The following is a 20593-nucleotide window of genomic DNA, read 5'->3' on the forward strand; positions in this document are numbered from 1 at the left end:
CATGCGGTCCTATCTGGATGCCATGAGCTGGATCGGACAGGAAATCGGCGCGACGCGCCTTTGGGGCCCCGAGGGCCAGACCCCCATGCGTGATCTGCCGCCCGAGGCGCGGCTGGTGGTCGGCGCGGCGGGCGTGCCCTGTGACGGGCTGCCCGGCACGCTGTTGCCGGAGGAATTGCAGAAAGGGCCGGACGGGCTGCACCTTGCCCCCCTGGGGCAGGTAAGCGCGGCGCTGCGGCTGCGGCTGCTGGGGTTTCAGTCGCTGAACGCGCATTGGGACGGGCTGGCGGTGCTGCCGGGCCAGCGGGAGACCCTTTGGGTCACGCTTTCGGCGGGCGAGGTCATACACCTGCGCGCCAGTGCCACACCGAAGCTGGCCAAGGCGCTTGGCTGTGCCGAGACGCGCCCCGAGGGGCTGGACGAAGCGCTGGCGCGGGCCGATGCGCTGCCCTTCGAACTGGCCGGGGCCGCGACACCGGGGGAGGCACTGGGCCTGCTGCTGGGCGCCGAGATGGCCGCGGCAAAGAGCCTGTGGCTGGGCCAGCAGGCGGTGCTGGTCGGGCAGGCGCCGCTGGCGAAGGCCTACCTTGCCGCGCTTCAGGGGCTTTACGTGCCGGTGACCGAGACGGTGGATGACGCGCTGGTGCGCGAAGGCTTCCGCGCGCTGGCGAAGAAGTTCCTGTCGGACAGCTGAAACCGGCAGGGGCCTGCCCCGTTGACGTGCGGTGACCTGCGGTATTTTACCGATTGGTCCAGAATTTTGACCTCGGGCGGGTGCGGTGGCTTGCGCGCCGCCGGGACCCGTGGAAAGGTCCGCGCGAGTTCAGGAGTGCCGCCATGCAGACGACAGACCAGCCGATCACCGGAACCGCCCAGCTTCCGCAGACCGTTTCACCCAGCCACGCGCCCCGCAACCCGGGGATGGAGCTGGACATGGATTGGGTCCGGTCGGCGCGGGTCAACCGCTCTGCCGTGGAGCGGCGCACGGGATCGCTGCCCGGGCGGCGGTCGGTGAAGAAGGATCATCAGGCGGCCTGGCTCTGCCGTGCGATCAGCTGCATCGACCTGACGACGCTGGCGGGCGATGACACCGAGGGCCGCGTGCGGCGGCTCTGCGCCAAGGCGGCGCAGCCGGTGCGGGCGGATCTGCTGCAGGCGCTCGGCATGGAGGGGCTGACCACCGGTGCCGTCTGCGTCTACCACGACATGGTGGAAACCGCCGTGGGCGCGCTGGCGGGCAAGGGCATTCCGGTGGCGGCCGTGTCGACGGGCTTCCCGGCGGGGCTGTCGCCCTTCCACCTGCGGGTGGCCGAGATCGGCGAGAGCGTGGCTGCGGGCGCCGAAGAGATCGACATCGTGATCACCCGGCGCCACGTCCTGCAGGGCAACTGGCAGGCGCTCTACGACGAGATGAAGGCGTTTCGCGCGGCCTGTGGCGAGGCCCATGTGAAGGCGATCCTGGCCACGGGTGAGCTGGGCACGCTGGAGAATGTCGCCAAGGCGTCCCTGGTCTGCATGATGGCGGGGGCGGATTTCATCAAGACCTCCACCGGCAAGGAGAGCGTGAATGCCACGCTGCCGGTGTCGCTGGTGATGATCCGCGCGATCCGCGACTATCATGAGAGGACCGGGATCCGCATCGGCTACAAGCCGGCGGGGGGCATTTCCAAGGCCAAGGATGCGCTGGTCTACCTGAGCCTGATCAAGGAGGAGCTGGGCGACCGCTGGCTGCGGCCCGACCTCTTCCGCTTTGGCGCGTCGAGCCTGCTGGGCGATATCGAACGGCAGCTGGAGCATCACGTGACCGGGGCCTACTCGGCATCCTGGCGGCATGCGGCAGGGTGATAGAATGAGTATTTTCAGCGGGTTGAAGCAGCAGGGCGGAGCACGGGCATGAGCGTCAAGGAGATCTTCGAGAGCATGGAATACGGTGCCGCCCCGGAGGCCGCGGGCGATGCGCTGGCCTGGATCGAGGCGCAGGGGCCGGAGTTCGGCTGTTTCATCGGCGGCGCCTTCGGCAAGCCGGGGGAGCTGTTCGAGACGGTGAACCCCGCGACCGGCGCCGTTCTGGCGCAGGTGACGCAGGCGAGCGGCGCCGATGTGGATGCCGCCGTGTCCGCCGCAAGGGCGGCCCAGAAGGGCTGGGAGAAGCTGGGCGGCAAGGCGCGGGCGCGTTACCTTTATGCGCTGGCGCGGCTGGTGCAGAAGCACGCGCGGCTGTTCGCCGTGCTGGAGAGCCTCGAATCCGGCAAGCCGATCCGCGAGGCGCGGGATATCGACGTGCCGCTGGTGGCGCGGCATTTCTACTATCACGCGGGCATGGCGCAGCTGATGGAGGCCGAGCTTCAGGGGCGGGTGGCCATGGGCGTCTGCGGGCAGGTGATCCCGTGGAACTTCCCGCTGCTGATGCTGGCCTGGAAGGTCGCGCCGGCGCTGGCCATGGGCAATACCGTGGTGCTGAAGCCCGCCGAATGGACGCCGCTGACCGCGCTTCTGTTCGCCGACATCTGCCGTCAGGCCGGGCTGCCTGCGGGGGTGGTGAACATCGTCACCGGCGATGGCGCGGTGGGCGCCGCGCTGGTCGCCCATGAGGGCGTGGACAAGGTGGCCTTCACCGGCTCGACCGAGGTGGGGCGGAAGATCCGCGAGGCCACCGCAGGGCAGGGCAAGGGGCTGACGTTGGAACTGGGCGGGAAGAGCCCCTTCATCGTCTTCGAAGACGCGGATCTGGATTCGGCCATCGAGGGGCTGGTCGATGCGATCTGGTTCAATGGCGGGCAGGTCTGCTGTGCCGGGTCCCGCCTGCTGGTGCAGGAGGGCGTGGCCGAGCGGTTCCATGCCAGGCTGAAGGCGCGGATGCAGACCCTGCGCGTGGGCAACCCGCTGGACAAATGCATCGACGTGGGCGCCATCGTCCATCCCGAGCAGCTGTCCCGGATCGAGGCGCTGGTGGGTGCCTCGGGCGGCGAGGTGCATCAGGGTGCCGCGCCCGAGGGCTGCTATTACCCTCCGACGCTGATCGAGGGGCTGGAGCCCGCCGATGCGCTGATGCAGGAGGAGATTTTTGGCCCGGTTCTGGTGTCCATGACCTTCCGCACGCCGGAAGAGGCGGTGGCGCTGGCCAACAACACCCGGTTCGGGCTGGCGGCGAGCGTCTGGAGCGAGAACGTCAACGTCGCGCTGGATATCGCGCCGAAGCTGGTGGCGGGCGTGGTCTGGGTCAACGGGACCAACATGTTCGACGCGGCGGCGGGCTTTGGCGGGGTGCGCGAAAGCGGGTTCGGGCGCGAAGGCGGCTGGGAGGGCCTGCAGGCCTACACCAAGCCCGCGGGCAAGGCCAAGGCGCTGAAGGCGGTGGATCTGCCGGTGGGCGAGGCGGAGCTGCCCGAGGGGCTGGACCGCACCGCGAAGCTTTACATCGGCGGCAAGCAGGCGCGGCCCGATGGCGGCTATGTGCGCCACGTCTGGGGCAAGGGCGGCAAGGCGCTTGGCCAGGTGGCCGTCGGCAGCCGGAAGGATCTGCGCAACGCGGTCGAGGCCGCGCGGGGCGCGGGCGGCTGGGCCAAGGCCACGGCGCACAACCGGGCGCAGGTGCTTTATTACATCGCCGAGAACCTGGAGGCCCGGGCGGCGGAATTCGCGGCGCGCATCGACGCGGTGACCGGCAAGGGCGGCAAGGCAGAGGTCGAGGCGGCGGTCAGCCGTCTGTTCAGCTATGGCGCCTGGGCGGACAAGTTCGGCGGTGATCTGCGGCAGGTGCCGATGAGGGGCATGGCGCTGGCCGTGCGGGAGCCTCTGGGCGTGATCGGGGCCTTCTGCCCCGAGGAGGCGCCGCTGCTGGGCCTCGTCTCCGTCATGGCGCCGGCGATCGCCATGGGCAACCGCGTGGTGCTGGTGGCAGGCGAGACCGCGCCGCTGACGGCCACGGATTTCTACCAGGTGCTGGACACCTCGGACGTGCCGGGCGGGGTGGTGAACATCCTGACAGGCAGCCATGCCGAGCTGGCGCCGGTGATGGCCAGCCATTTCGACGTCGATGCCGTCTGGAGCTTCTCCTCTGCCGACATCAGCGGCGTGATCGAGAAGGCCAGCGCGGGAAGTCTGAAGCGAACCTGGGTCAACAACGGGTTGGCGCGGGACTGGGATGCCGCCGAAGGGCGCGAGTTCCTGGAGCAGGCGACCGAGGTGAAGACGGTCTGGGTGCCTTACGGGGCCTGATTTTGGGGCCTGATTTGGGGCCTGAAAAGAAGGGGGCGTGACCGCCGCGTCAGGCGGCGGTCAGGTGTTCCACCAGGATGATCGTGCCAAGCGCCAGCAGGGCGAGGCCGCCTGTGACTTCGGCGACGCGGCCGAAGCGCTGGCCCAGCAGGCGCCCGGCCAGCATGCCGGTGGTGCCCATGGCCATGGTCGTCATGCCGATCACCAGGGCGATCACAAAGATATCCACCTGCAGGAAGGCGAGAGAGACGCCGACGGCCATGGCGTCGATCGAGGTGCCGATGGCGGTGACCACTGTCCGCAAGAGCGAGGTGGGGCGCGGCGCCTCCTCCGCCTTGCGGTTGAGCGCCTGCAGCATCATGTGCAGCCCCACGGCGGAGAGCAGCGCGAAGGCGATCCAGTGATCGACGGCGGCGACATACTGGTTCGCCGCGACCCCGGCCAGCCAACCGAGCAGGGGGGTGATCGCCTCTACCGCGCCGAAGATGGCGCCGGTGCGCAGGGCCGCGCCGAAGCCGGTCCGCTGCTGGGTCGCGCCCTTGCCGAGGCAGGCCACGAAGGCATCGACGGACATGGAGACGGCAAGGATGCCGATCGAGATCGGGGTCATGGCTGGACCTTTCGCAGACGGGGCGCATTCGGGCAGAGGGATCCTGCCCACCGGATCGCCTCGTCACGGTCTTGCGAAGTCCCGAAGGACCGGCACGCCACGCGGATGGGCCGCGAGCATGTTGACGAACCTCCACCCCGAAAGGTGGTCGCTACTCCCCGTGGGCGGTCAAATGGGGGTGCGCGGCGGGAAAGTCAAATGAAAACATCAGGTTAAAAATGCGTCTCATTCGCATTTAAAGGTGGGTGGGGTATGGCGGGACGCGTGGGCTCAGGCCGGCGGGGGCCGGGTGGGAGGCGTTGGATGGGGTGAGTTGGATGGTGGATTGGCATCCACCCTACGGGCCGTTGTGTGTGCCGTAGGGTGGATGACAATCCACCTGCAGCGCCCAGATCAGCGCAGCCGGCGGGAAGCGGGCGTCAGGAGACGGTGACGGACCAGCCGAAGGCGGCGCTTCCACCCGGCGCGAGGGTGAGCGAGAGCGGGCGGTCGGCAATGGCCGGTCCGGCCCCTTCGCGGGCGGCGATGCCGTGCCAGGGTTCGATGCAGAGGAAGGGCGCGCCGCGCTTCGTCCAGATGCCGAGCGCGGGGCAGTTGGCGAAGCGGAAGCTGAGCGTCGGCGCATCGGTGCCGGGGGCGGCATAGGTGATCGCATCGCCCCAGTCGCTTTCCAGGATCAGCGCGTCATTGTCGAAGAGATCGTAGGAGAGCGGCAGCTGCCCCGCGCTGAAGGGGGAGGGCTTGCGCCCGGGTTGCAGCAGCGACTCGGCCCCGCCGATGAAGGACAGCGGCGGTTCGGCCCCCTCTTCCAGGCGCAGCTCGTGCGGGGCGTTGCCCGCGCCGGGGAGCGGCCAGTTGAAGGCAGGGTGGAAGCCCAGGCCGAAGGGCATGGGCTTGTCGCCGGTATTGGTGACCTCGGCGGTGACCGACAGCGTGGTGCCGGAGATCGCGTGGGTCTGGGTCAGACGGAAGGCGCGGGGATAGACGGCGAGGCTTTCGGGCGTTTCCGTCAGCATGTGGGTGCAGGACTCCTCTGCATGGCGGGCGAGGGTCCAGGTGGCGCGGCGGGCGAAGCCGTGCTGCTTCATCGGCGCTTCGATCCCGTCGACCGAGACGGTATCGCCAGCTGCCCGGCCGACGATGGGAAAGAGGATCGGTGCGCGGCCGGTCCAGTGCGCCCCGTCGCCATGCCAGAGCAGCTCGCCACTGGCATGGGTCAGCGCCTGCAGTTCCGCGCCGAGGTCGGAGACACGGGCGGTCAGCGCGGCGGAGGAAATGGTGATGTCGTTGGTCATGCTGGGATCCAGGGCAGGGAGGTCGTTCCCGACAGGGATAGGCGTATGGGCATGACGCGGCAATGACGGAGGGGCAACGGGCGGCAGCAAGTGGTGCAACCGCCCGGAATTGCAGCGGAGATCACATTTCGATCGGCACGATCGGGGTGACTTCGATCCGGCCGCCGCCGGCGATCATCGGGTTGTCGGAGGCCAGGGCGCAGGCCTCTTCGATGCTGGCGCATTCGAGGATGGAATAGCCCATGAGCGGCGGCTGGTTGCCGCCCTCTGCCGCGCCATCGGCGGTGACGGTCCAGCTTTTGCCGACGGGGTTGCCCGGATCGACGAGGTGGGGGCCGACTTTGGCCATCCAGGCGCCCCAGGCGGCCATCGCCTCTGCCTGGGCTTCGGGGGTGGCGGGCACCTGGCTGGTTTCGGACATGTAGATGAACAGGAACCGGGTCATTTGGAAGCCTCCGTTTGCGGGCCGAGGATGAAGAAATCGAGGCAGCGCAGCAGCGAGAGCCAGCCGCGGCTGTGGCTTTGGGCGAAGTCGGCGTCGGGCATGTTGGCGTGGCGCACGGTCAGGCGGGCGCCCTGGGCGATCTCCTCCACCGTGAAGGAAACGAAGGTTTCCGGGCCACGGCTGCCGTCGGGACCGTGGTAGGCCCAGGTGAGCCCGACGGACCCAGGGGCGTCCGAGGGCGGCAGGACCGAGGTGACCTGGCCGGACAGGCGCAGGAAATTGCCGCTCTGCTTGCCGCGGGTGTCGCAGTGCCAGGGCCCGGGGTGGGCGAAGTCGAGGGCACAGTCGACGATGTAGATGCCTTCGGGGCCGAACCACTGGATCAGCTGGGTGGGTTCGGTCACGGCCGCCCAGAGGCGGGCGAGGGTGACGGGATAATCCCGGGTCAGTTCAAGAACGTGGTCTTCGACGTCGGTCACGGGTCTTCCTCCGGTTCCAGGGCGATAAGGGTATCGAGGCGGTCGAGGCTGCCGGCCCAGAAGCTGCGGTGATCCATGGTCCATCCATGGATCGCACCGAGGGCTGCGGGATCGGCGGTGTAATAGCGGTGGCTGCCTGCCACGCGTTGCCGGACGAGGCCCGCTTCGCGCAGCACCTTGAGGTGGCGGGAAATGGCAGGGGCGGAAATCGCCGCCTCCTCCGCCAGGGTGCCGGCGGGCAGTTCGCCGCGTTTGATCAGCTTTTCCACCAGCGAAAGGCGGGTGGGGTCGGAGAGGGCGGCAAAGGTGGCAGCGAGATCGGTCATGGGGAGAGCCTGCGGGAGGCCTCCGATTCGCGCAAGTGTTAATTAACGGATGTGTTAAATGGTGGGGTGAGAGGGGGCGCCGGGGGTGGCGGGGTGAACCCCGCCCTACGCAGGGTGGGCGTAGGGTGGATGAAATCCACCGGTCGATGTTGCGGGAGGCGCGCCCCCGGTGCGCACTGCCGTCAGGCGGTGGCGAAGTCTTCCTTCGCGTAGCCCTGCAGGTAGAGGAGCGCCGTCAGGTCGCCGAAGTTCACCCGCAGCTCGCATTGCTCCGCCACGGAGGGCTTTGCGTGCAGGGCCACGCCGGCACCTGCGCGGGTCAGCATGCCCAGGTCGTTGGCACCGTCGCCCACGGCGATCACCTCTGCCTCGCTGATGCCGAGCTTCGCGGTGGTCTGTTCCAGCGCCTCGACCTTGGCTTCCCGGCCCAGGATCGGGCGGCCCACGTCGCCGGAAAGCGTATCGCCCTCGGTCAGCAGGGTGTTGGCGCGATTCTCGTCGAAGCCGAGCTTGGCTGCGACCTGGGCCGTGAACATGGTGAAGCCGCCGGAGACGAGCGCGCAATAGGCGCCATCGGCCTTCATGGTGGCCAGCAATTCGGGGCCGCCGGGCATCAGGGTGATACGCTCGGCCAGCACCTTGTCGATGACGGAGACCGGCAGGCCCTTCAGCAGGCCGACCCGTTCGGTCAGAGCGCCTTCGAAATCCAGTTCGCCGTTCATGGCGCGGGCGGTGATGTCCTTCACGCGTTCGCCGACGCCGGCCTCGTCCGCCAGTTCGTCGATGCATTCCTGCTGGATCATGGTCGAATCCATGTCGGCCAGCAGCATCTTCTTCTTCCGGCCTTCGGCGGGCTGCAGGCAGAGGTCGACGCCCTGCTGCTGCAGGTCGGCCCAGGTGGCGCGGAAGGTGTCGGGGATCGTCTCCACCGGGAATTCCGCCGCCTCGCCATCGGCCAGCACGCGGATATCGCCACCACCCCAGGCATTGCGCAGGGCCGCGACGAGTGCGGTTTCCAGCGCGGGGGCTGCGGGGCTGGTCAGAAGGGTGACGATGTACATGGGCGGCCTCCGTGGTTCCTGCCGCGTATATGTCACGCGGCAGGGCAGGGGGCCAGTGGGTATGGGGCCAGTGGGTAAGCTGCGGTGGCAGCTGTCAGCCTCGGGTCAGCCGCCGGTGGGAATCGGGGGCAGCGTGCGCAGGAAGAGGATGATCGCCGCGACATCGTCCTCGGTCATGTTGGCGTAATGGGCGTAGGACATCGGCGGGAACATCCGGGAGCCGTCGGGGCGGGTGCCCTGGGTGATCATCGTGGCGATCTCTGCGTCGGTGTAGCCCTTCAGCCCGTCTTCATGGCTCGTCAGGTTGGCCGCGACGGAGACGCCCCATGGCCCTTCCCAGGCATGGCCGCCGCCGCCGAGATTGGTTTCGAAGTCCGGCATGCCGTCCTTGAGGGAGTGGCATTCGAGGCAATGGGCCACCGGCCCGGCGAGGTAGGCGCCGTAGTCCACCGTCACGCCCCGGGGCACATCCGGCACGCTGTCGATCGGCGGGCCGTAGGCCGGCGGCAGGGGGAAGGGATAGTCGGAGGCCTTGAACTCCGCTTCGACGGCCGGGACGGTGCGGATGTAGGCGACGATGGCGTTCACGTCGGTGTCCGACAGGCCCCGGTAGAGCCCGATGGGCATCGGCGGCCCGATGACGGAGCCGTCGGGGCGGATGCCTTCGCGGATGGCCTTCACCAGTTCCGCGTCGGTCCAGTCGGCAATGCGGGAGCCGGGGGTGATGTTGGGCACTTCCGCCGTGAAGGCGTGTTCGACGATGGTATTGCCGCCAAGCGGCGCGGCTCCGGGCATGGGCGCCGTGTGGCAGGAGCCGCAGGCGGCGGGCCCCTCGACCAGGTAGGTGCCCCGTTCGAGCAGGGTTTCCGCGGCGGCGGGAGTGGCGAGGGCCAGGGCCCCCGCGAGAGCGGGCAGAAGTTGGGTGCGCATGGATGGGTTTCCTCCGGACCTGTCTAGCGTCTTGCGTCGGTACCGCGTGGTATTGACGCATGGGAAGGTTATCACTCCCGCGGGTCAGCAGAGCAAAAACATGCGCGTCAGGCGCCTGTTTCGACGTCTTTTCCCTGATTTTCGGGGGAAATTCGGGGGGCGAGGCCGGAAGAACCGCCCGGGCAGGACCGCCCGGCGCGTTTCCGATAGGCGTCACGGCGCGCGCCGCCGGGATCGGAAACGACTCGGGATGCGGCAAAACCGACAATTTCACGGCTTGCCGATATGGCGACTCACCCGTATATCCGGCGGCGGGACACCCCTCCCCAACGAGGGGCATCTATCTGGAAGGTTAGGTCACATGGCTGACAAGCACCCCGGTCCGCGCCCGGCAAACCCGCGCTTTTCCTCTGGCCCCTGCGCCAAGATTCCCCATTTCACCGTCGATATGCTCTCTGATGCCGCGCTCGGTCGTTCGCACCGTGCCAAGGTCGGCAAGACGAAGCTGAAGGATGCGATCGAGACCACCCGGGAGATCCTGGGCGTTCCCGCCGACTACAAGATCGGCATCGTTCCCGCCTCTGACACCGGCGCCGTCGAGATGGCCCTGTGGTCCCTGCTGGGCGAACGCAAGGCCACCATGTGCGCCTGGGAAAGCTTCGGTGCCGGCTGGGTGACCGATGTCGTCAAGCAGCTGAAGATCGACGCCGAGGTGAAGACCGCCGACTACGGCCAGATCGTCGATTTCGCGACGGTCGATTTCGACACCGACGTTGTCTTCACCTGGAACGGCACCACCTCCGGCGTGCGCGTGCCCAATGGCGACGCGATCCCCGCCGACCGCGCCGGCCTGACCATCTGCGATGCGACTTCCGCCGCCTTCGCGCAGGATCTGCCCTGGGACAAGCTGGATGTGACCACCTTCTCCTGGCAGAAGGTGATGGGCGGTGAAGCGGCCCACGGGATGATCATCCTGTCCCCGCGTGCCGTTGCGCGCCTGGAAAGCTACACCCCCGCCTGGCCGCTGCCGAAGATCTTCCGCATGACCAAGGGTGGCAAGCTGATCGAGGGCATCTTCGAAGGCGCCACGATCAACACCCCGTCGATGCTGGCGGTCGAGGATTACCTGGTCGCCCTGGCATGGGCCAAGAAGATCGGTGGCCTGCCCGAGCTGATGAAGCGTGCGGATACCAACGCCAAGGTCCTGTGGGACTTCTGCGACCGCAACGACTGGATCGCCAACCTGGCGGAAGATCCCGCCACGCGGTCCAACACCTCCGTCTGCCTGAAGTTCGCCGACGACCGGATCAAGGATCCGGCGGCCTTCGCCAAGGCGGTTGCCAAGAAGCTGGAAGACGAAGGCGCGGCGCTGGATGTCGGTGCCTATCGTGACGCCCCGGCCGGTCTGCGGATCTGGTGCGGTGCCACGGTCGAATCTTCCGACATCGAGGCGCTGACGCTGTGGCTGAAGTGGGCCTTCGAGGCCTGCATCGAAGCGCAGGAATAATTCCGACGAATGGTGCCTGTGGCGGCGGGGTGAACCCCGCCCTACGGCCGAGCTGAACGGTAGGGCGGGGTTTACCCCGCCTTCCAACGCCCCCATTGCATCGAAGGAGCGCCTGACATGGCCCCCAAAGTTCTCGTATCCGACAAGCTGTCCGAAACCGCCGTCCAGATCTTCCGCGATCGCGGCATCGACGTCGACTTCATGCCCGCCCTTGGCAAGGACAAGGAAAAGCTGGCTGAAATCATCGGCGACTACGATGGCCTGGCCATCCGTTCCGCCACCAAGGTGACCCCGGCGCTGCTGGAAAAGGCCACCAAGCTGAAGGTCGTCGGCCGCGCCGGTATCGGCACCGACAACGTCGACAAGGAAGCGGCATCCAAGAAAGGCGTGATCGTCATGAACACGCCCTTCGGCAACATGATCACCACCGCCGAGCATGCCGTCGCGATGATGTTCGCCGTGGCCCGCCAGATCCCCGAGGCCTCTGCCTCCACCCATGCCGGCAAGTGGGAAAAGTCCAAGTTCATGGGCGTTGAGCTGACCGGCAAGACCCTGGGCGTCATCGGCGCCGGCAATATCGGCGGCATCGTCTGCAACCGTGCGCTTGGCCTGAAGATGAAGGTCGTGGCCTACGATCCCTTCCTGGGCGAGGAAAAAGCCAAGAAGATGGGCGTCGAGAAGGTCGAGCTGGACGAGCTGCTGTCCCGCGCCGACTTCATCACCCTGCACGTGCCCTACACCGAGCAGACCGCCAACATCCTGTCGGCCGAGAATCTGGCCAAGACCAAGAAGGGCGTCCGCATCATCAACTGTGCCCGCGGTGGCCTGGTTGACGAGGAAGCCCTGGCAGAGCTGCTGAAATCCGGCCATGTCGCAGGCGCCGCCTTCGACGTGTTCAAGGAAGAGCCCGCCACCGAGAACGTGCTGTTCAACCTGCCCAACGTCGTCTGCACCCCGCACCTGGGCGCGTCCACGACCGAAGCGCAGGAAAACGTGGCCCTGCAGGTCGCCGAGCAGATGTCGAACTACCTGCTGGACGGCGCCGTGGAAAACGCGCTGAACATGCCCTCGATGACCGCCGAGGAAGCCAAGGTCATGGGCCCCTGGGTCCAGCTGGCCGGCCACATCGGCAACTTCATCGGTCAGCTGACCGACGAGCCGATCAACGCCATCAACATCCTCTACGACGGTGTCGCGGCGGAAATGAACCTGGCGGCGCTGAACTGCTCCGTCATCGCGGGCATCCTGAAGAAGTCGAACCCCGACGTGAACCTGGTTTCGGCCCCGGTCGTCGCGAAGGAACGCGGCATCCAGGTCTCCACCACCAACCAGGACAAGGGCGGCACCTTCGACGGCTACATCAAGGTGACCATCGTGACGCCCGAGCGTGAACGCTCCTGCGCCGGGACCGTCTTCTCCGACGGGAAGCCGCGCTTCATCCAGATCAAGGGCATCAACATCGATGCCGAAGTGGGTGAGCACATGCTCTACACCACCAACGAGGACGTGCCGGGCATCATCGGTACCCTGGGCACCGTCCTGGGCGGCGCCGGTCAGAACATCGCCAACTTCACCCTGGGCCGTCAGGCCACGGGCGGCCAGGCGATCGCCGTTCTGTACCTGGATGAAAAGGCCAAGCCGGAAGCCATGCAGGCGCTGCGCGACACCGGCCTGTTCCAGCAGATCCGCCCGCTGGAATTCACGCTCTGATCCCTGGGGGCTGATCCCCAGGGTCTGATCTCCGGGCTCTGATCCGGTATGATCGGGAGATTGGAAAGGCCGCGCCGCAGGGTGCGGCCTTTCGATTTGACGCGGGCAGGCGCGGCCGGGAAGTGACGGTCGGGTGCTGGCCTTTCCGGGCGAAAGGTGATCCATTCGCCGCGACGCAGCGACGAGGGTAAAATGACCATCTACGCCATCGGGGACATTCACGGACAGATCGGCATGCTGGAAGGCGCGCTGGAAAAAATCGCGGCGGACGGCGCCGACGACGGGCCGGGCGGCACGGATGAGGTGATCTTCACCGGGGACCTGGTTGATCGCGGCCCCCATGCGAACCGGGTCATCGACCGGCTGATCGCGGGCAAGGCCGAGGGCCGCCGCTGGACCACGATCCGGGGCAACCACGACACGATGTTCATGCGCTTCCTGGAAAACGCCCGGCTGGATGATCCCGCGATCAAGTCCGGCGCGCCCTGGACCCATTTCAACCTTGGCGGCACGGCGACCCTGGCCAGCTATGGCATCGACACCGGGCCCGAACGTTCGGTCGAGGAGATGTTCGAGCAGGCGCAGGCGCTGGTCCCGCAGGCGCACCGCGATTTCCTGAACGCCATGCCGCTTTGGGCGGAGCGTGATGCGCTTCTGTTCATCCACGCGGGCATTCGCCCGGGCATCCCGCTAGAGGCGCAGGAGGAGCAGGACATGATCTGGATCCGGGATGATTTCTACGCCGTGGAAGGGCCGCATCCCTGGCTGATCGTGCATGGTCATACCATCGTTCCCGAGGTCACCCATTTCGGCAACCGGATCGACATCGACACGGGCGCGGGGGCTTCGGGCACACCGCGGTTCCTGTCGGCCGTGGCCTTCGAAGGGACCGAATGCTTCGTCCTGACGGACGGGGGCCGGGTGCCGCTGCAGCCCGAATAACGCACCGTCACTGTCGCCATCATCCCGGCGGGTGGTATCGTCCGCCCGAACCTACCCGGGAGGAAATCATGGACGATATCGTCATTCTCAGCGGTGCGCGCACCGCGATCGGCACCTTCGGCGGAAGCCTGGCCGGTACCTCGCCCATCGAACTGGGCACCATCGTGACCAAGGCCGCGATGGAGCGTGCCGGGGTCGAGGGCGGGCAGATCGGCCACGTCGTCTTTGGCCATGTCATCAACACCGAACCGCGCGACATGTACGTCAGCCGGGTTGCCGCGATGCAGGCAGGGATCCCCGACACGACGCCGGCGATGAACGTCAACCGGCTCTGCGGGTCGGGCGCGCAGGCCATCGTCTCTGCCGCGCAGTCGCTGATGCTGGGGGATGCGGATTTCGCCGTGGCCGCCGGGGCGGAGAACATGTCGAAGTCGCCCTATATCATCCAGCAACAACGCTGGGGCGCCAAGATGGGCGACGTGAAGACGCTGGACATGATGCTGGGCGCGCTGAACTGCCCCTTCGGGACCGGTCACATGGGCGTCACGGCGGAAAACGTCGCGGCGGAGGCGACCATCACCCGTGCCGACCAGGATGCCTTCGCGCTGGAAAGCCAGCGGCGGGCGGGGGCGGCCATCGAGGCGGGCTATTTCCAGGAGCAGATCGTCCCGGTCGAGATCCAGGTGAAGCGCAACCACGTGCATTTCGAGGTCGACGAGCACCCCAAGCCTGCCACCACGGCAGAGGTGCTGGCCGGCCTGCGCCCCGCCTTCCAGAAGGACGGCACGGTGACGGCGGGCAATGCCTCCGGCCTGAATGACGGCGCAGCGGCGCTGGTGCTGGCGCGGGCGTCGGCGGCAGAGGCCGCCGGGCTGAAACCGCGGGCGCGGATCCTGGGCTATGCCCATGCGGGCGTCCGGCCCGAGGTGATGGGCGTGGGTCCGATCCCCGCGGTGCAGAAACTGCTGGAGAAGACCGGGCTGACGGCCGGGGACTTCGACGTGATCGAATCGAACGAGGCCTTCGCGGCCCAGGCCATCGCGGTGAACCGCGCGCTCGACCTCGACCCGGCGAAGGTGAACCCCAATGGTGGGGCCATCGCCCTGGGCCACCCGGTGGGCGCAACCGGTGCCATCATCACCGTCAAGGCGCTGTATGAGCTGGAACGCATCGGGGGCAGCAAGGCGCTGATCACCATGTGCATCGGTGGCGGGCAGGGCATCGCCCTGGCGATCGAGCGGCTCTGACGTCATCCAGCTGCCGGATAGGATTGCCGGATAGAAAAAGGCGCGCCCCGGGGCGCGCCTTTCGCTTTTCGGAAGGTCCCGTGCCTCAGGCGGCCAGGACCTCAGGCGGCATCGGCCTTGTGCGCGGCTTCGGAGGCCTCTTCCTCTGCGTGCTCTTCCGGGGTTTCCTCCGGCAGGATCAGGTTGAGGATGATCGACAGGCCCGCGGCGGGCAGCAGGCCCGAGGTCATCAGGATCTGCATCGTGCGCGGCATGTGCTGCAGCGCCGAGGGCTCCAGCTGCAGGCCGAAACCGACGGAGAGCGACACCGCGAGGATGATCATGTTGCGGCGGTTCCAGGTGACTTCCGACAGCATGTTGATGCCGGAGGCCGCGACCATGCCGAACATCACGATGACACCGCCGCCCAGCACGTTGATCGGCACCGTGTTGATGATCGCGCCGACCTTGGGCACCAGGCCGCAGACGATCAGGAAGACCGCACCGATGGTGACGACGTGGCGGGACATCACGCCGGTCATGGCGATCAGGCCGACGTTCTGGCTGAAGGAGGTGTTGGGCAGGCCGCCGAAGATGCCTGCGATGGCGGAGCCCAGGCCGTCGGCGAAGGTGGCACCGGCGATTTCCTTGTCCGTGGCTTCGCGCCCCGCGCCGCCCTTGGTGATGCCCGAAGTATCGCCCACGGTTTCGATGGCCGAGATCACGGCCATGAAGCACATGCCGACGATGATAGCCGGATCGAAGGAGAAGCCCCATTTGAACGGGCTGGGAATGTCGAAGAAGGAGGCGTTGCCGACATTGCCGAAGGAGACCTGACCCATCGCGGCGGCGACGGCGTAGCCGGCCAGGATGCCGATCAGCACCGAGGCCACGGAGAGCAGGCCGGTGGTGAAGAACGACAGGCCCAGGGCGACCACGATCACGACCAGCGCGGGCAGCCACATGGCGAGGGTCCCGAACTCGGGCTTGCCGACCAGGGGCACACCGCCCGCGGCATACTGGATGCCGGTCTTCAGCAGCGCCAGCCCGATCATCAGGACGATCAGGCCGGTGACCAGCGGCGGCAGGGCAAAGCGCAGCTTGCCGATGATGAAGCCCAGGCAGAAGTGGAAGCAGCCGCCGATCAGGATGCCGGTCATCAGGCCGCTCATGCCGTCGACGCCAAGGCCCGCGACGGCGGGGATCATGACCGGGAGGAAGGCGAAGGAGGTCCCCTGGACCACCGGCAGGCGGGCGCCCACGGGGCCGAAGCCAATGGTCTGGAACAGCGTGGCGACCCCGGCGAAGAGCATCGCCATCTGGATCATGTAGGTCATGTCGGGGAAGCCGAGCGCCCCCTGGTCGGAGCCGAAGCCGAAGCCCGCCGCGCCGGCGATGATGATGGAGGGCGTCACGTTGGAGGCGAACATCGCCAGCACGTGTTGGATCCCGAGCGGTACCGCCTTGCCCAGCGGCGGCATGTAATTCGGATCGCGGAGTTCTTCCACGGTCCCCAGAGAGGTCTCAGCCATTGTCTTCCCCTATTGATTTTCACGCCCCTCTTCACGGGGGCGTGACTCAATAAGTGACAGTAAAATGACGGTCGAGGAAATGCTCTTCGAGGTTCGGAGTGTCGCCTATCCGGTCCAGTACGGCGAAAAGGCCGGGATCTGCCAAAGGCGTAAGCACTCCGTGCCAGGTGCCGCGATGGAAGTTCACGCCCTGGCCGGGCTTTGGCAGGAAGGCCCTGGGCGCGCCGGGCACGCCGCCCGCATCAGGCGCGACGATGACCAGCCAGGGGGCCTCGGACAGGGGCAGGAACGCCTGGGATCCCTCCGGATGGCGCTCCAGCAGGTCACAGGTATAGGGCATCTGCCGGGGCTGGGCCCGGAAGATGGAGATCCCGGCGCGCCCGCCGGGACCGAAATCGAGCCTGGCCCGATCGTGGTAGCGTTCGCACATGCCCGCGTTGATCAGCTTGTCGTAGCTTTCCGTCACCTCCAGCACGTCGCCGAAGGGGGCGAAGGCGCTGGCGGTGAGCTTTTCTGCGCGGATCTGCGGCAGGTCGGTCATTTGCCCTGCCAGATCGGCTTGCCCCAGATGCGCAGGCGGGAAATGCCCCCATCGGGGTGGATGTTCAGCCGGATGTGGGTGACGGGACCGATGTCCGCGACCTCGTCGGTGAAGGTGTGAACCGCGTCCGGGCCCAGTTTCACGCGCGGCAGCATCTCATCCCAGAACATGGCGGAGGTCACCAGCGCATCGGTCAGGCCATCGCCGAAGTTCGACATGTCGGCCGCCTGGATGCGGCAGGCATCGGGGTAGTTGCCCTTGTAGTGCTTGGTGTCGACCTCGATCCGGGAAACGGTGCCGCGCGCGCCAAGCGCGATGACCATCCAGTCGTAGCCGGGTTCGCGACGGCGCCGGGTTTCCCAGCCATCGCCCATGTCCTTGCCCAGCCCGGGGGCCAGGATGCGGTTGTAGTCGCCGTAGTGGGCATCCGAGAAGGCAAGCACGCGGCCGCCGTTCAGGGCCGAGGCCAGATCGATTTCCGCCGTGCCCTCGTCGGAGGGATCCAGTTCCGGCACGCCGTAGACCCGCAGGCGCGCCACGCCGCCATCGGGGTAGATGTGCAGGCGCAGGTGGGTCCAGCTTTCGAAGCTTTCGCAGCGGAAATAGTGGTGTTCGGAGGCCGACAGGGGTTTGTTCGGCAGGATTTCCACCCAGCGGGTGTCCTCCGTCGGGTCACCATCGAGGCAGGTGCAGGCCTCGATCCGGGCGGCGGGGGCGTAGTTGCCGGTGAAATGGCTGGTGTCGATATCGAAGCCCAGGATCCGGCCCGCGGCGGCCAGCTTGATCACGGCCCAGTCATGGCCCAGGCCACGACGGCGCCGGGTTTCCCAGCCATCCATCCACTTGCCGTTGTCGTCGTAGAGGTCGGGGAAGAACTCCGCCGGGGAATCCTTCAGCATGCGCTCCAGCGGGGCGAAGAATTCATCGGAGGCAAAGAGCGCCTTCGCGCCCAGTCCTTCGGAGGCAAGATTGATGCCCGTCCTGACAAAAAGCGGCACATTGGGGTCGATACGGTCGATCGTCGTCATCAGCTATCCGGTAGCAAGGCCGCAAGCCGGTGATACGCGATGCGTTCAACCTGCTTGCAGGCGGCGTGAAATTCGGTGGTGCGGTCATGGGCGAGGCGGCGGGCCATCGCCTCCATGATCGTCGCCTTGGTATTCTCCTTTGCGGAAATTATAAAGGGGAAGCCGAATTTTTCGGTGTAGCGGGTATTGTGGTCGGTGAAGTAGGCGCGTTCCTCGTCCGTCAGGGCCAGAAGCCCCGCCCCGGATTGTTCGTCGGTGCTTTCCACCGTCAGCCGCTTTGCCTCTGCCAGCTTGCCGGCCAGGTCGGGGTGGCTGGTCAGCACCTGCAGGCGCTCCTCGTCGGAAGCAGTGCGGAAGATCCGCGCCATTGCGTTCCACAGGCCCTTCGCACGGTCATGCACCGGGCCCAGTTCCAGTTCCCAGGTGCGTTCCGCGACCCAGGGGGAATGTTCGTAGATGCCGCCGAAGGCTTCGACGAAGGCGTCCTTCGCCATTTCGCTGGGAACCAGGTCGGCGACGACCTTCGGGTGTTCCGCCGCCCAGTGTTCGGCGATGTCGATCCGGCGCGGGAACCAGACGTCGCCCTTTGCCTGGGCATATTCGATGAACTTCTTCAGCCCGGCCAGGCGCCCGGGGCGACCCAGCAGGCGGCAGTGCATCCCGATGGAGAACATCTTGGCGGCGCCTGCCTCGCCCTCTTCGTAAAGCACGTCGAAGGCGGCCTTGAGGTATTCGAAGAACTCCTCCGTGCCGCCGAAGGTGGCCGGCCCGGCAAAGCGCATGTCGTTGGTGTCCATCGTGTAGGGAATCACCAGGGTTTCATGGCCGTCGAAGCTGCCCCAGTAGGGCAGATCATCGTCGATCGTGTCGGATACCCAGGTCATGCCCAGCTCTGCCGCCAGCTTCACCGTGTTCATGGAACAGCGCCCGGTGTACCAGCCCTTGGGCGGCTCGCCCGTCAGCTCGGTATGCAGGGCGATGGCCTGTTCCATCAGCGCGCGTTCCTCGGCCTCGGGCATGTCCTTGTGTTCAACCCACTTCAGCCCGTGGGAGGCGACCTCCCACCCGGCATCCTGCATCGCCCAGAGCTGTTCCGGGCTGCGGGCCAGGGCGTCGGTCACGCCGTAGACCGTCAGCGGGATGCCCTTTTCGGTGAAGAGCCGGTGCAGCCGCCAGAAGCCCGCGCGGGCGCCGTATTCATAGACCGATTCCATGTTCCAGTGTCGCTTGCCCTCCCACGGGACGGCACCGATCACTTCCGACAGGAAGGCCTCTGAGGCGGGATCGCCATGCAGGATGTTGTTCTCGCCCCCCTCTTCGTAATTCAGCACGAAAGAGACTGCGATCTTTGCACCACCGGGCCAGCGGGCATCCGGGGGCGTAGGGCCGTAGCCGATCATGTTGCGCGGGTAGCGGTTCATGTGGTTCTCTCCGTCTGCACCTTGGGGCCGACGTATCATCGACGGGCGCCGGGCGGTGCTCAAGGGGATTTTCCGGGAAAGGGGCTGGAATGGCCGAGGGTTACCTTACAACGCATGTGCTTGATACGGCAAAAGGCGTTCCGGCCGCAGGAATGGAGGTCATCCTCTACAGGTTGCAGGAAGGCGCGCGGGATGAGTTGGCGCGCATGGTCACCAATTCTGACGGGCGCACCGATTCACCGATCCTGCCGAAAGAGCATTTCCTGCCGGGCACTTATGAACTCGAGTTCCACGCAGGTGCCTACCTGGATGCCGCTGGCGTGCCGCCGGAAGAGCCGCGCTTCCTGGACGTGGTGCCGATCCGCTTCGGCATTTCCGATCCGGATGTGCATTACCACGTGCCGCTGCTGATCTCTCCCTTCGGGATGAGCACCTATCGCGGCAGCTGATCGCGGCCAGCGGCACCGGGGACTGGACCCCGGACACGAAAAGGGCCGCACCGGAAGGTGCGGCCCTGTGACGTTTCCGTTTCCGGGCTTCTGCCCGGCGAGCCGGATCAGCGTTGGTTCGGCAGGATGACGATTTCCACGCGACGGTTCTGGGCGCGGCCTTCGGGCGTCAGGTTGGACGCACGCGGCTGGTCTTCGCCCCGGCCGACGGCCTGAACACGGTAGCTGTCGACGCCGTAGGAAATCAGGGTCGAGGCAACGGAGGCGGCGCGGCGGCGCGACAGGTCCTGGTTGTAGGCGGCAGAACCGGTGTTGTCGGTGTGGCCCAGCACCTGGATCGTGGTGTCGGGGTATTTCTGCAGCGAATTCGCCACGGCGCGCAGGTCCGACGTCAGGTCCGGGCGCAGGGTGGCGCTGTCGGTGGCGAACAGGATGTCCTGCGGCATGGTGACGATCAGGCGGTCACCGGTGTTCACGACCTCGACCTGGCCGCCGGTGGCGGCACGCAGCTCTGCCTCCTGCTTGTCGAGGTAGGAGCCGTAGGCCCCGCCTGCCAGGCCGCCGAGGGTTGCGCCGATCACGGCCCCCTTGGCCTGGTTGTCCGAAACGATGGCCCCGACAGCGGCGCCGGTCAGGGCGCCAAGGCCCACGCCGGTGCGGGTGTTCTGCTGGCCGTCATCGGGATTGACGCAGGCCGTCAGCAGCAGCAGCGACGCGCCGGAGAGGCCAAGGATGGATTTGTTGATCAGGGTCATGTTCTGTCTCTTTCCTCCGAACGGCCGTCTTGGGCCGCTTTCTGCATTCGGGATAGCGCACTCCGCGCGTTCACCCAATGCACAACGCTGAGACCCCCGGCGGGTTTCCGCTGGATGA

At 67.0% G+C, this 20593-nt stretch carries 20 protein-coding genes; 8 read left to right on the forward strand and 12 right to left on the reverse strand.

Annotation, left to right across the window (positions count from 1 at the left end; translation table 11 throughout):
- Window position 1 precedes the first annotated feature (1 nt).
- The 3 genes from AC2IR1_RS01875 to AC2IR1_RS01885 all read left to right on the forward strand — a co-directional run bounded on the left by AC2IR1_RS01875 (window position 2) and on the right by AC2IR1_RS01885 (window position 4218).
- A complete protein-coding gene (locus tag AC2IR1_RS01875) occupies window positions 2-694 on the forward strand; it encodes a 2-dehydro-3-deoxygalactonokinase (protein ID WP_486474586.1) in 693 nt (230 codons plus the stop codon).
- A 143-nt stretch (window positions 695-837) separates the two neighbouring features.
- Window positions 838-1845 carry a deoxyribose-phosphate aldolase gene (gene deoC / locus AC2IR1_RS01880; protein ID WP_486474587.1) on the forward strand — a complete coding sequence of 336 codons (1008 nt, stop codon included), beginning with the start codon at window positions 838-840 and terminating at the stop codon, window positions 1843-1845.
- A gap of 48 nt (window positions 1846-1893) precedes the next feature.
- Window positions 1894-4218, forward strand: coding sequence for an aldehyde dehydrogenase family protein (locus AC2IR1_RS01885; RefSeq protein ID WP_486474588.1), 2325 nt, complete (start codon window positions 1894-1896; stop codon window positions 4216-4218).
- A gap of 49 nt (window positions 4219-4267) precedes the next feature.
- Here the strand turns inward: AC2IR1_RS01885 and AC2IR1_RS01890 are convergent, their stop codons facing one another.
- The 7 genes from AC2IR1_RS01890 to AC2IR1_RS01920 form a co-directional block, all read right to left on the reverse strand.
- Window positions 4268-4828, reverse strand: coding sequence for a manganese efflux pump MntP (locus AC2IR1_RS01890; RefSeq protein ID WP_486474589.1), 561 nt, complete (start codon window positions 4826-4828; stop codon window positions 4268-4270).
- Window positions 4829-5247: 419 nt separating this feature from the next.
- On the reverse strand, window positions 5248-6123 hold the full coding sequence (locus AC2IR1_RS01895; RefSeq protein WP_486474590.1) for an aldose 1-epimerase family protein: 876 nt from the start codon (window positions 6121-6123) through the stop codon (window positions 5248-5250).
- Between the two features lie 121 nt (window positions 6124-6244).
- On the reverse strand, window positions 6245-6568 hold the full coding sequence (locus AC2IR1_RS01900) for a hypothetical protein (RefSeq protein ID WP_486474591.1): 324 nt from the start codon (window positions 6566-6568) through the stop codon (window positions 6245-6247).
- Entirely contained in the window at window positions 6565-7047 is a 483-nt protein-coding gene (locus AC2IR1_RS01905; RefSeq protein ID WP_486474592.1) for an SRPBCC family protein, read from the reverse strand. The genes AC2IR1_RS01900 and AC2IR1_RS01905 overlap by 4 nt, the downstream gene beginning before the upstream one ends.
- Window positions 7044-7373: an ArsR/SmtB family transcription factor gene (locus AC2IR1_RS01910; protein ID WP_486474593.1), complete on the reverse strand. Its 330-nt coding sequence runs from the start codon at window positions 7371-7373 to the stop codon at window positions 7044-7046. Before AC2IR1_RS01910 ends, AC2IR1_RS01905 begins: the two co-directional genes overlap by 4 nt.
- A gap of 182 nt (window positions 7374-7555) precedes the next feature.
- A complete protein-coding gene (serB, locus tag AC2IR1_RS01915) occupies window positions 7556-8434 on the reverse strand; it encodes a phosphoserine phosphatase SerB (RefSeq protein WP_486474594.1) in 879 nt (292 codons plus the stop codon).
- A 105-nt stretch (window positions 8435-8539) separates the two neighbouring features.
- Window positions 8540-9364 carry a c-type cytochrome gene (locus AC2IR1_RS01920; protein ID WP_486474595.1) on the reverse strand — a complete coding sequence of 275 codons (825 nt, stop codon included), beginning with the start codon at window positions 9362-9364 and terminating at the stop codon, window positions 8540-8542.
- 361 nt (window positions 9365-9725) lie between these two features.
- On the opposite strand from AC2IR1_RS01920, the gene AC2IR1_RS01925 reads away from it, so the two are divergent.
- The 4 genes from AC2IR1_RS01925 to AC2IR1_RS01940 all read left to right on the forward strand — a co-directional run bounded on the left by AC2IR1_RS01925 (window position 9726) and on the right by AC2IR1_RS01940 (window position 14770).
- The gene (locus AC2IR1_RS01925) at window positions 9726-10871 is read left to right on the forward strand and encodes a phosphoserine transaminase (RefSeq protein WP_486474596.1); all 1146 of its coding nucleotides are present in this window, start codon (window positions 9726-9728) and stop codon (window positions 10869-10871) included.
- Between the two features lie 117 nt (window positions 10872-10988).
- The gene (gene serA / locus AC2IR1_RS01930) at window positions 10989-12581 is read left to right on the forward strand and encodes a phosphoglycerate dehydrogenase (protein ID WP_486474597.1); all 1593 of its coding nucleotides are present in this window, start codon (window positions 10989-10991) and stop codon (window positions 12579-12581) included.
- A 192-nt stretch (window positions 12582-12773) separates the two neighbouring features.
- The gene (locus AC2IR1_RS01935; RefSeq protein ID WP_486474598.1) at window positions 12774-13523 is read left to right on the forward strand and encodes a metallophosphoesterase family protein; all 750 of its coding nucleotides are present in this window, start codon (window positions 12774-12776) and stop codon (window positions 13521-13523) included.
- Window positions 13524-13591: 68 nt separating this feature from the next.
- On the forward strand, window positions 13592-14770 hold the full coding sequence (locus AC2IR1_RS01940; RefSeq protein WP_486474599.1) for an acetyl-CoA C-acyltransferase family protein: 1179 nt from the start codon (window positions 13592-13594) through the stop codon (window positions 14768-14770).
- A 101-nt stretch (window positions 14771-14871) separates the two neighbouring features.
- Here the strand turns inward: AC2IR1_RS01940 and AC2IR1_RS01945 are convergent, their stop codons facing one another.
- From AC2IR1_RS01945 to puuE, 4 genes are read right to left on the reverse strand one after another with little or no spacing between them, the layout of a single operon-like run.
- Window positions 14872-16281 carry a uracil-xanthine permease family protein gene (locus tag AC2IR1_RS01945; RefSeq protein ID WP_486474600.1) on the reverse strand — a complete coding sequence of 470 codons (1410 nt, stop codon included), beginning with the start codon at window positions 16279-16281 and terminating at the stop codon, window positions 14872-14874.
- Window positions 16282-16327: 46 nt separating this feature from the next.
- Window positions 16328-16822, reverse strand: a complete 495-nt coding sequence (locus tag AC2IR1_RS01950) for an ureidoglycolate lyase (RefSeq protein ID WP_486474601.1) — start codon at window positions 16820-16822, stop codon at window positions 16328-16330.
- Window positions 16819-17850: an allantoicase gene (gene alc, locus AC2IR1_RS01955; protein ID WP_486474602.1), complete on the reverse strand. Its 1032-nt coding sequence runs from the start codon at window positions 17848-17850 to the stop codon at window positions 16819-16821. The genes AC2IR1_RS01950 and alc overlap by 4 nt, the downstream gene beginning before the upstream one ends.
- Entirely contained in the window at window positions 17850-19271 is a 1422-nt protein-coding gene (puuE, locus tag AC2IR1_RS01960) for an allantoinase PuuE (RefSeq protein WP_486474603.1), read from the reverse strand. Before puuE ends, alc begins: the two co-directional genes overlap by 1 nt.
- An 89-nt stretch (window positions 19272-19360) precedes the next feature.
- Here puuE and uraH point away from each other — a divergent pair, with 89 nt between their 5' ends.
- Complete coding sequence (uraH, locus tag AC2IR1_RS01965) at window positions 19361-19720, forward strand: hydroxyisourate hydrolase (RefSeq protein WP_486474604.1); 360 nt, start codon at window positions 19361-19363, stop codon at window positions 19718-19720.
- Window positions 19721-19827: 107 nt separating this feature from the next.
- Here the strand turns inward: uraH and AC2IR1_RS01970 are convergent, their stop codons facing one another.
- Complete coding sequence (locus AC2IR1_RS01970; protein WP_486474605.1) at window positions 19828-20475, reverse strand: YiaD family glycine zipper/OmpA-like lipoprotein; 648 nt, start codon at window positions 20473-20475, stop codon at window positions 19828-19830.
- Window positions 20476-20593 lie beyond the last annotated feature (118 nt).

It is taken from the genome of Pseudooceanicola sp. NS-SX8 (assembly GCF_057380755.1).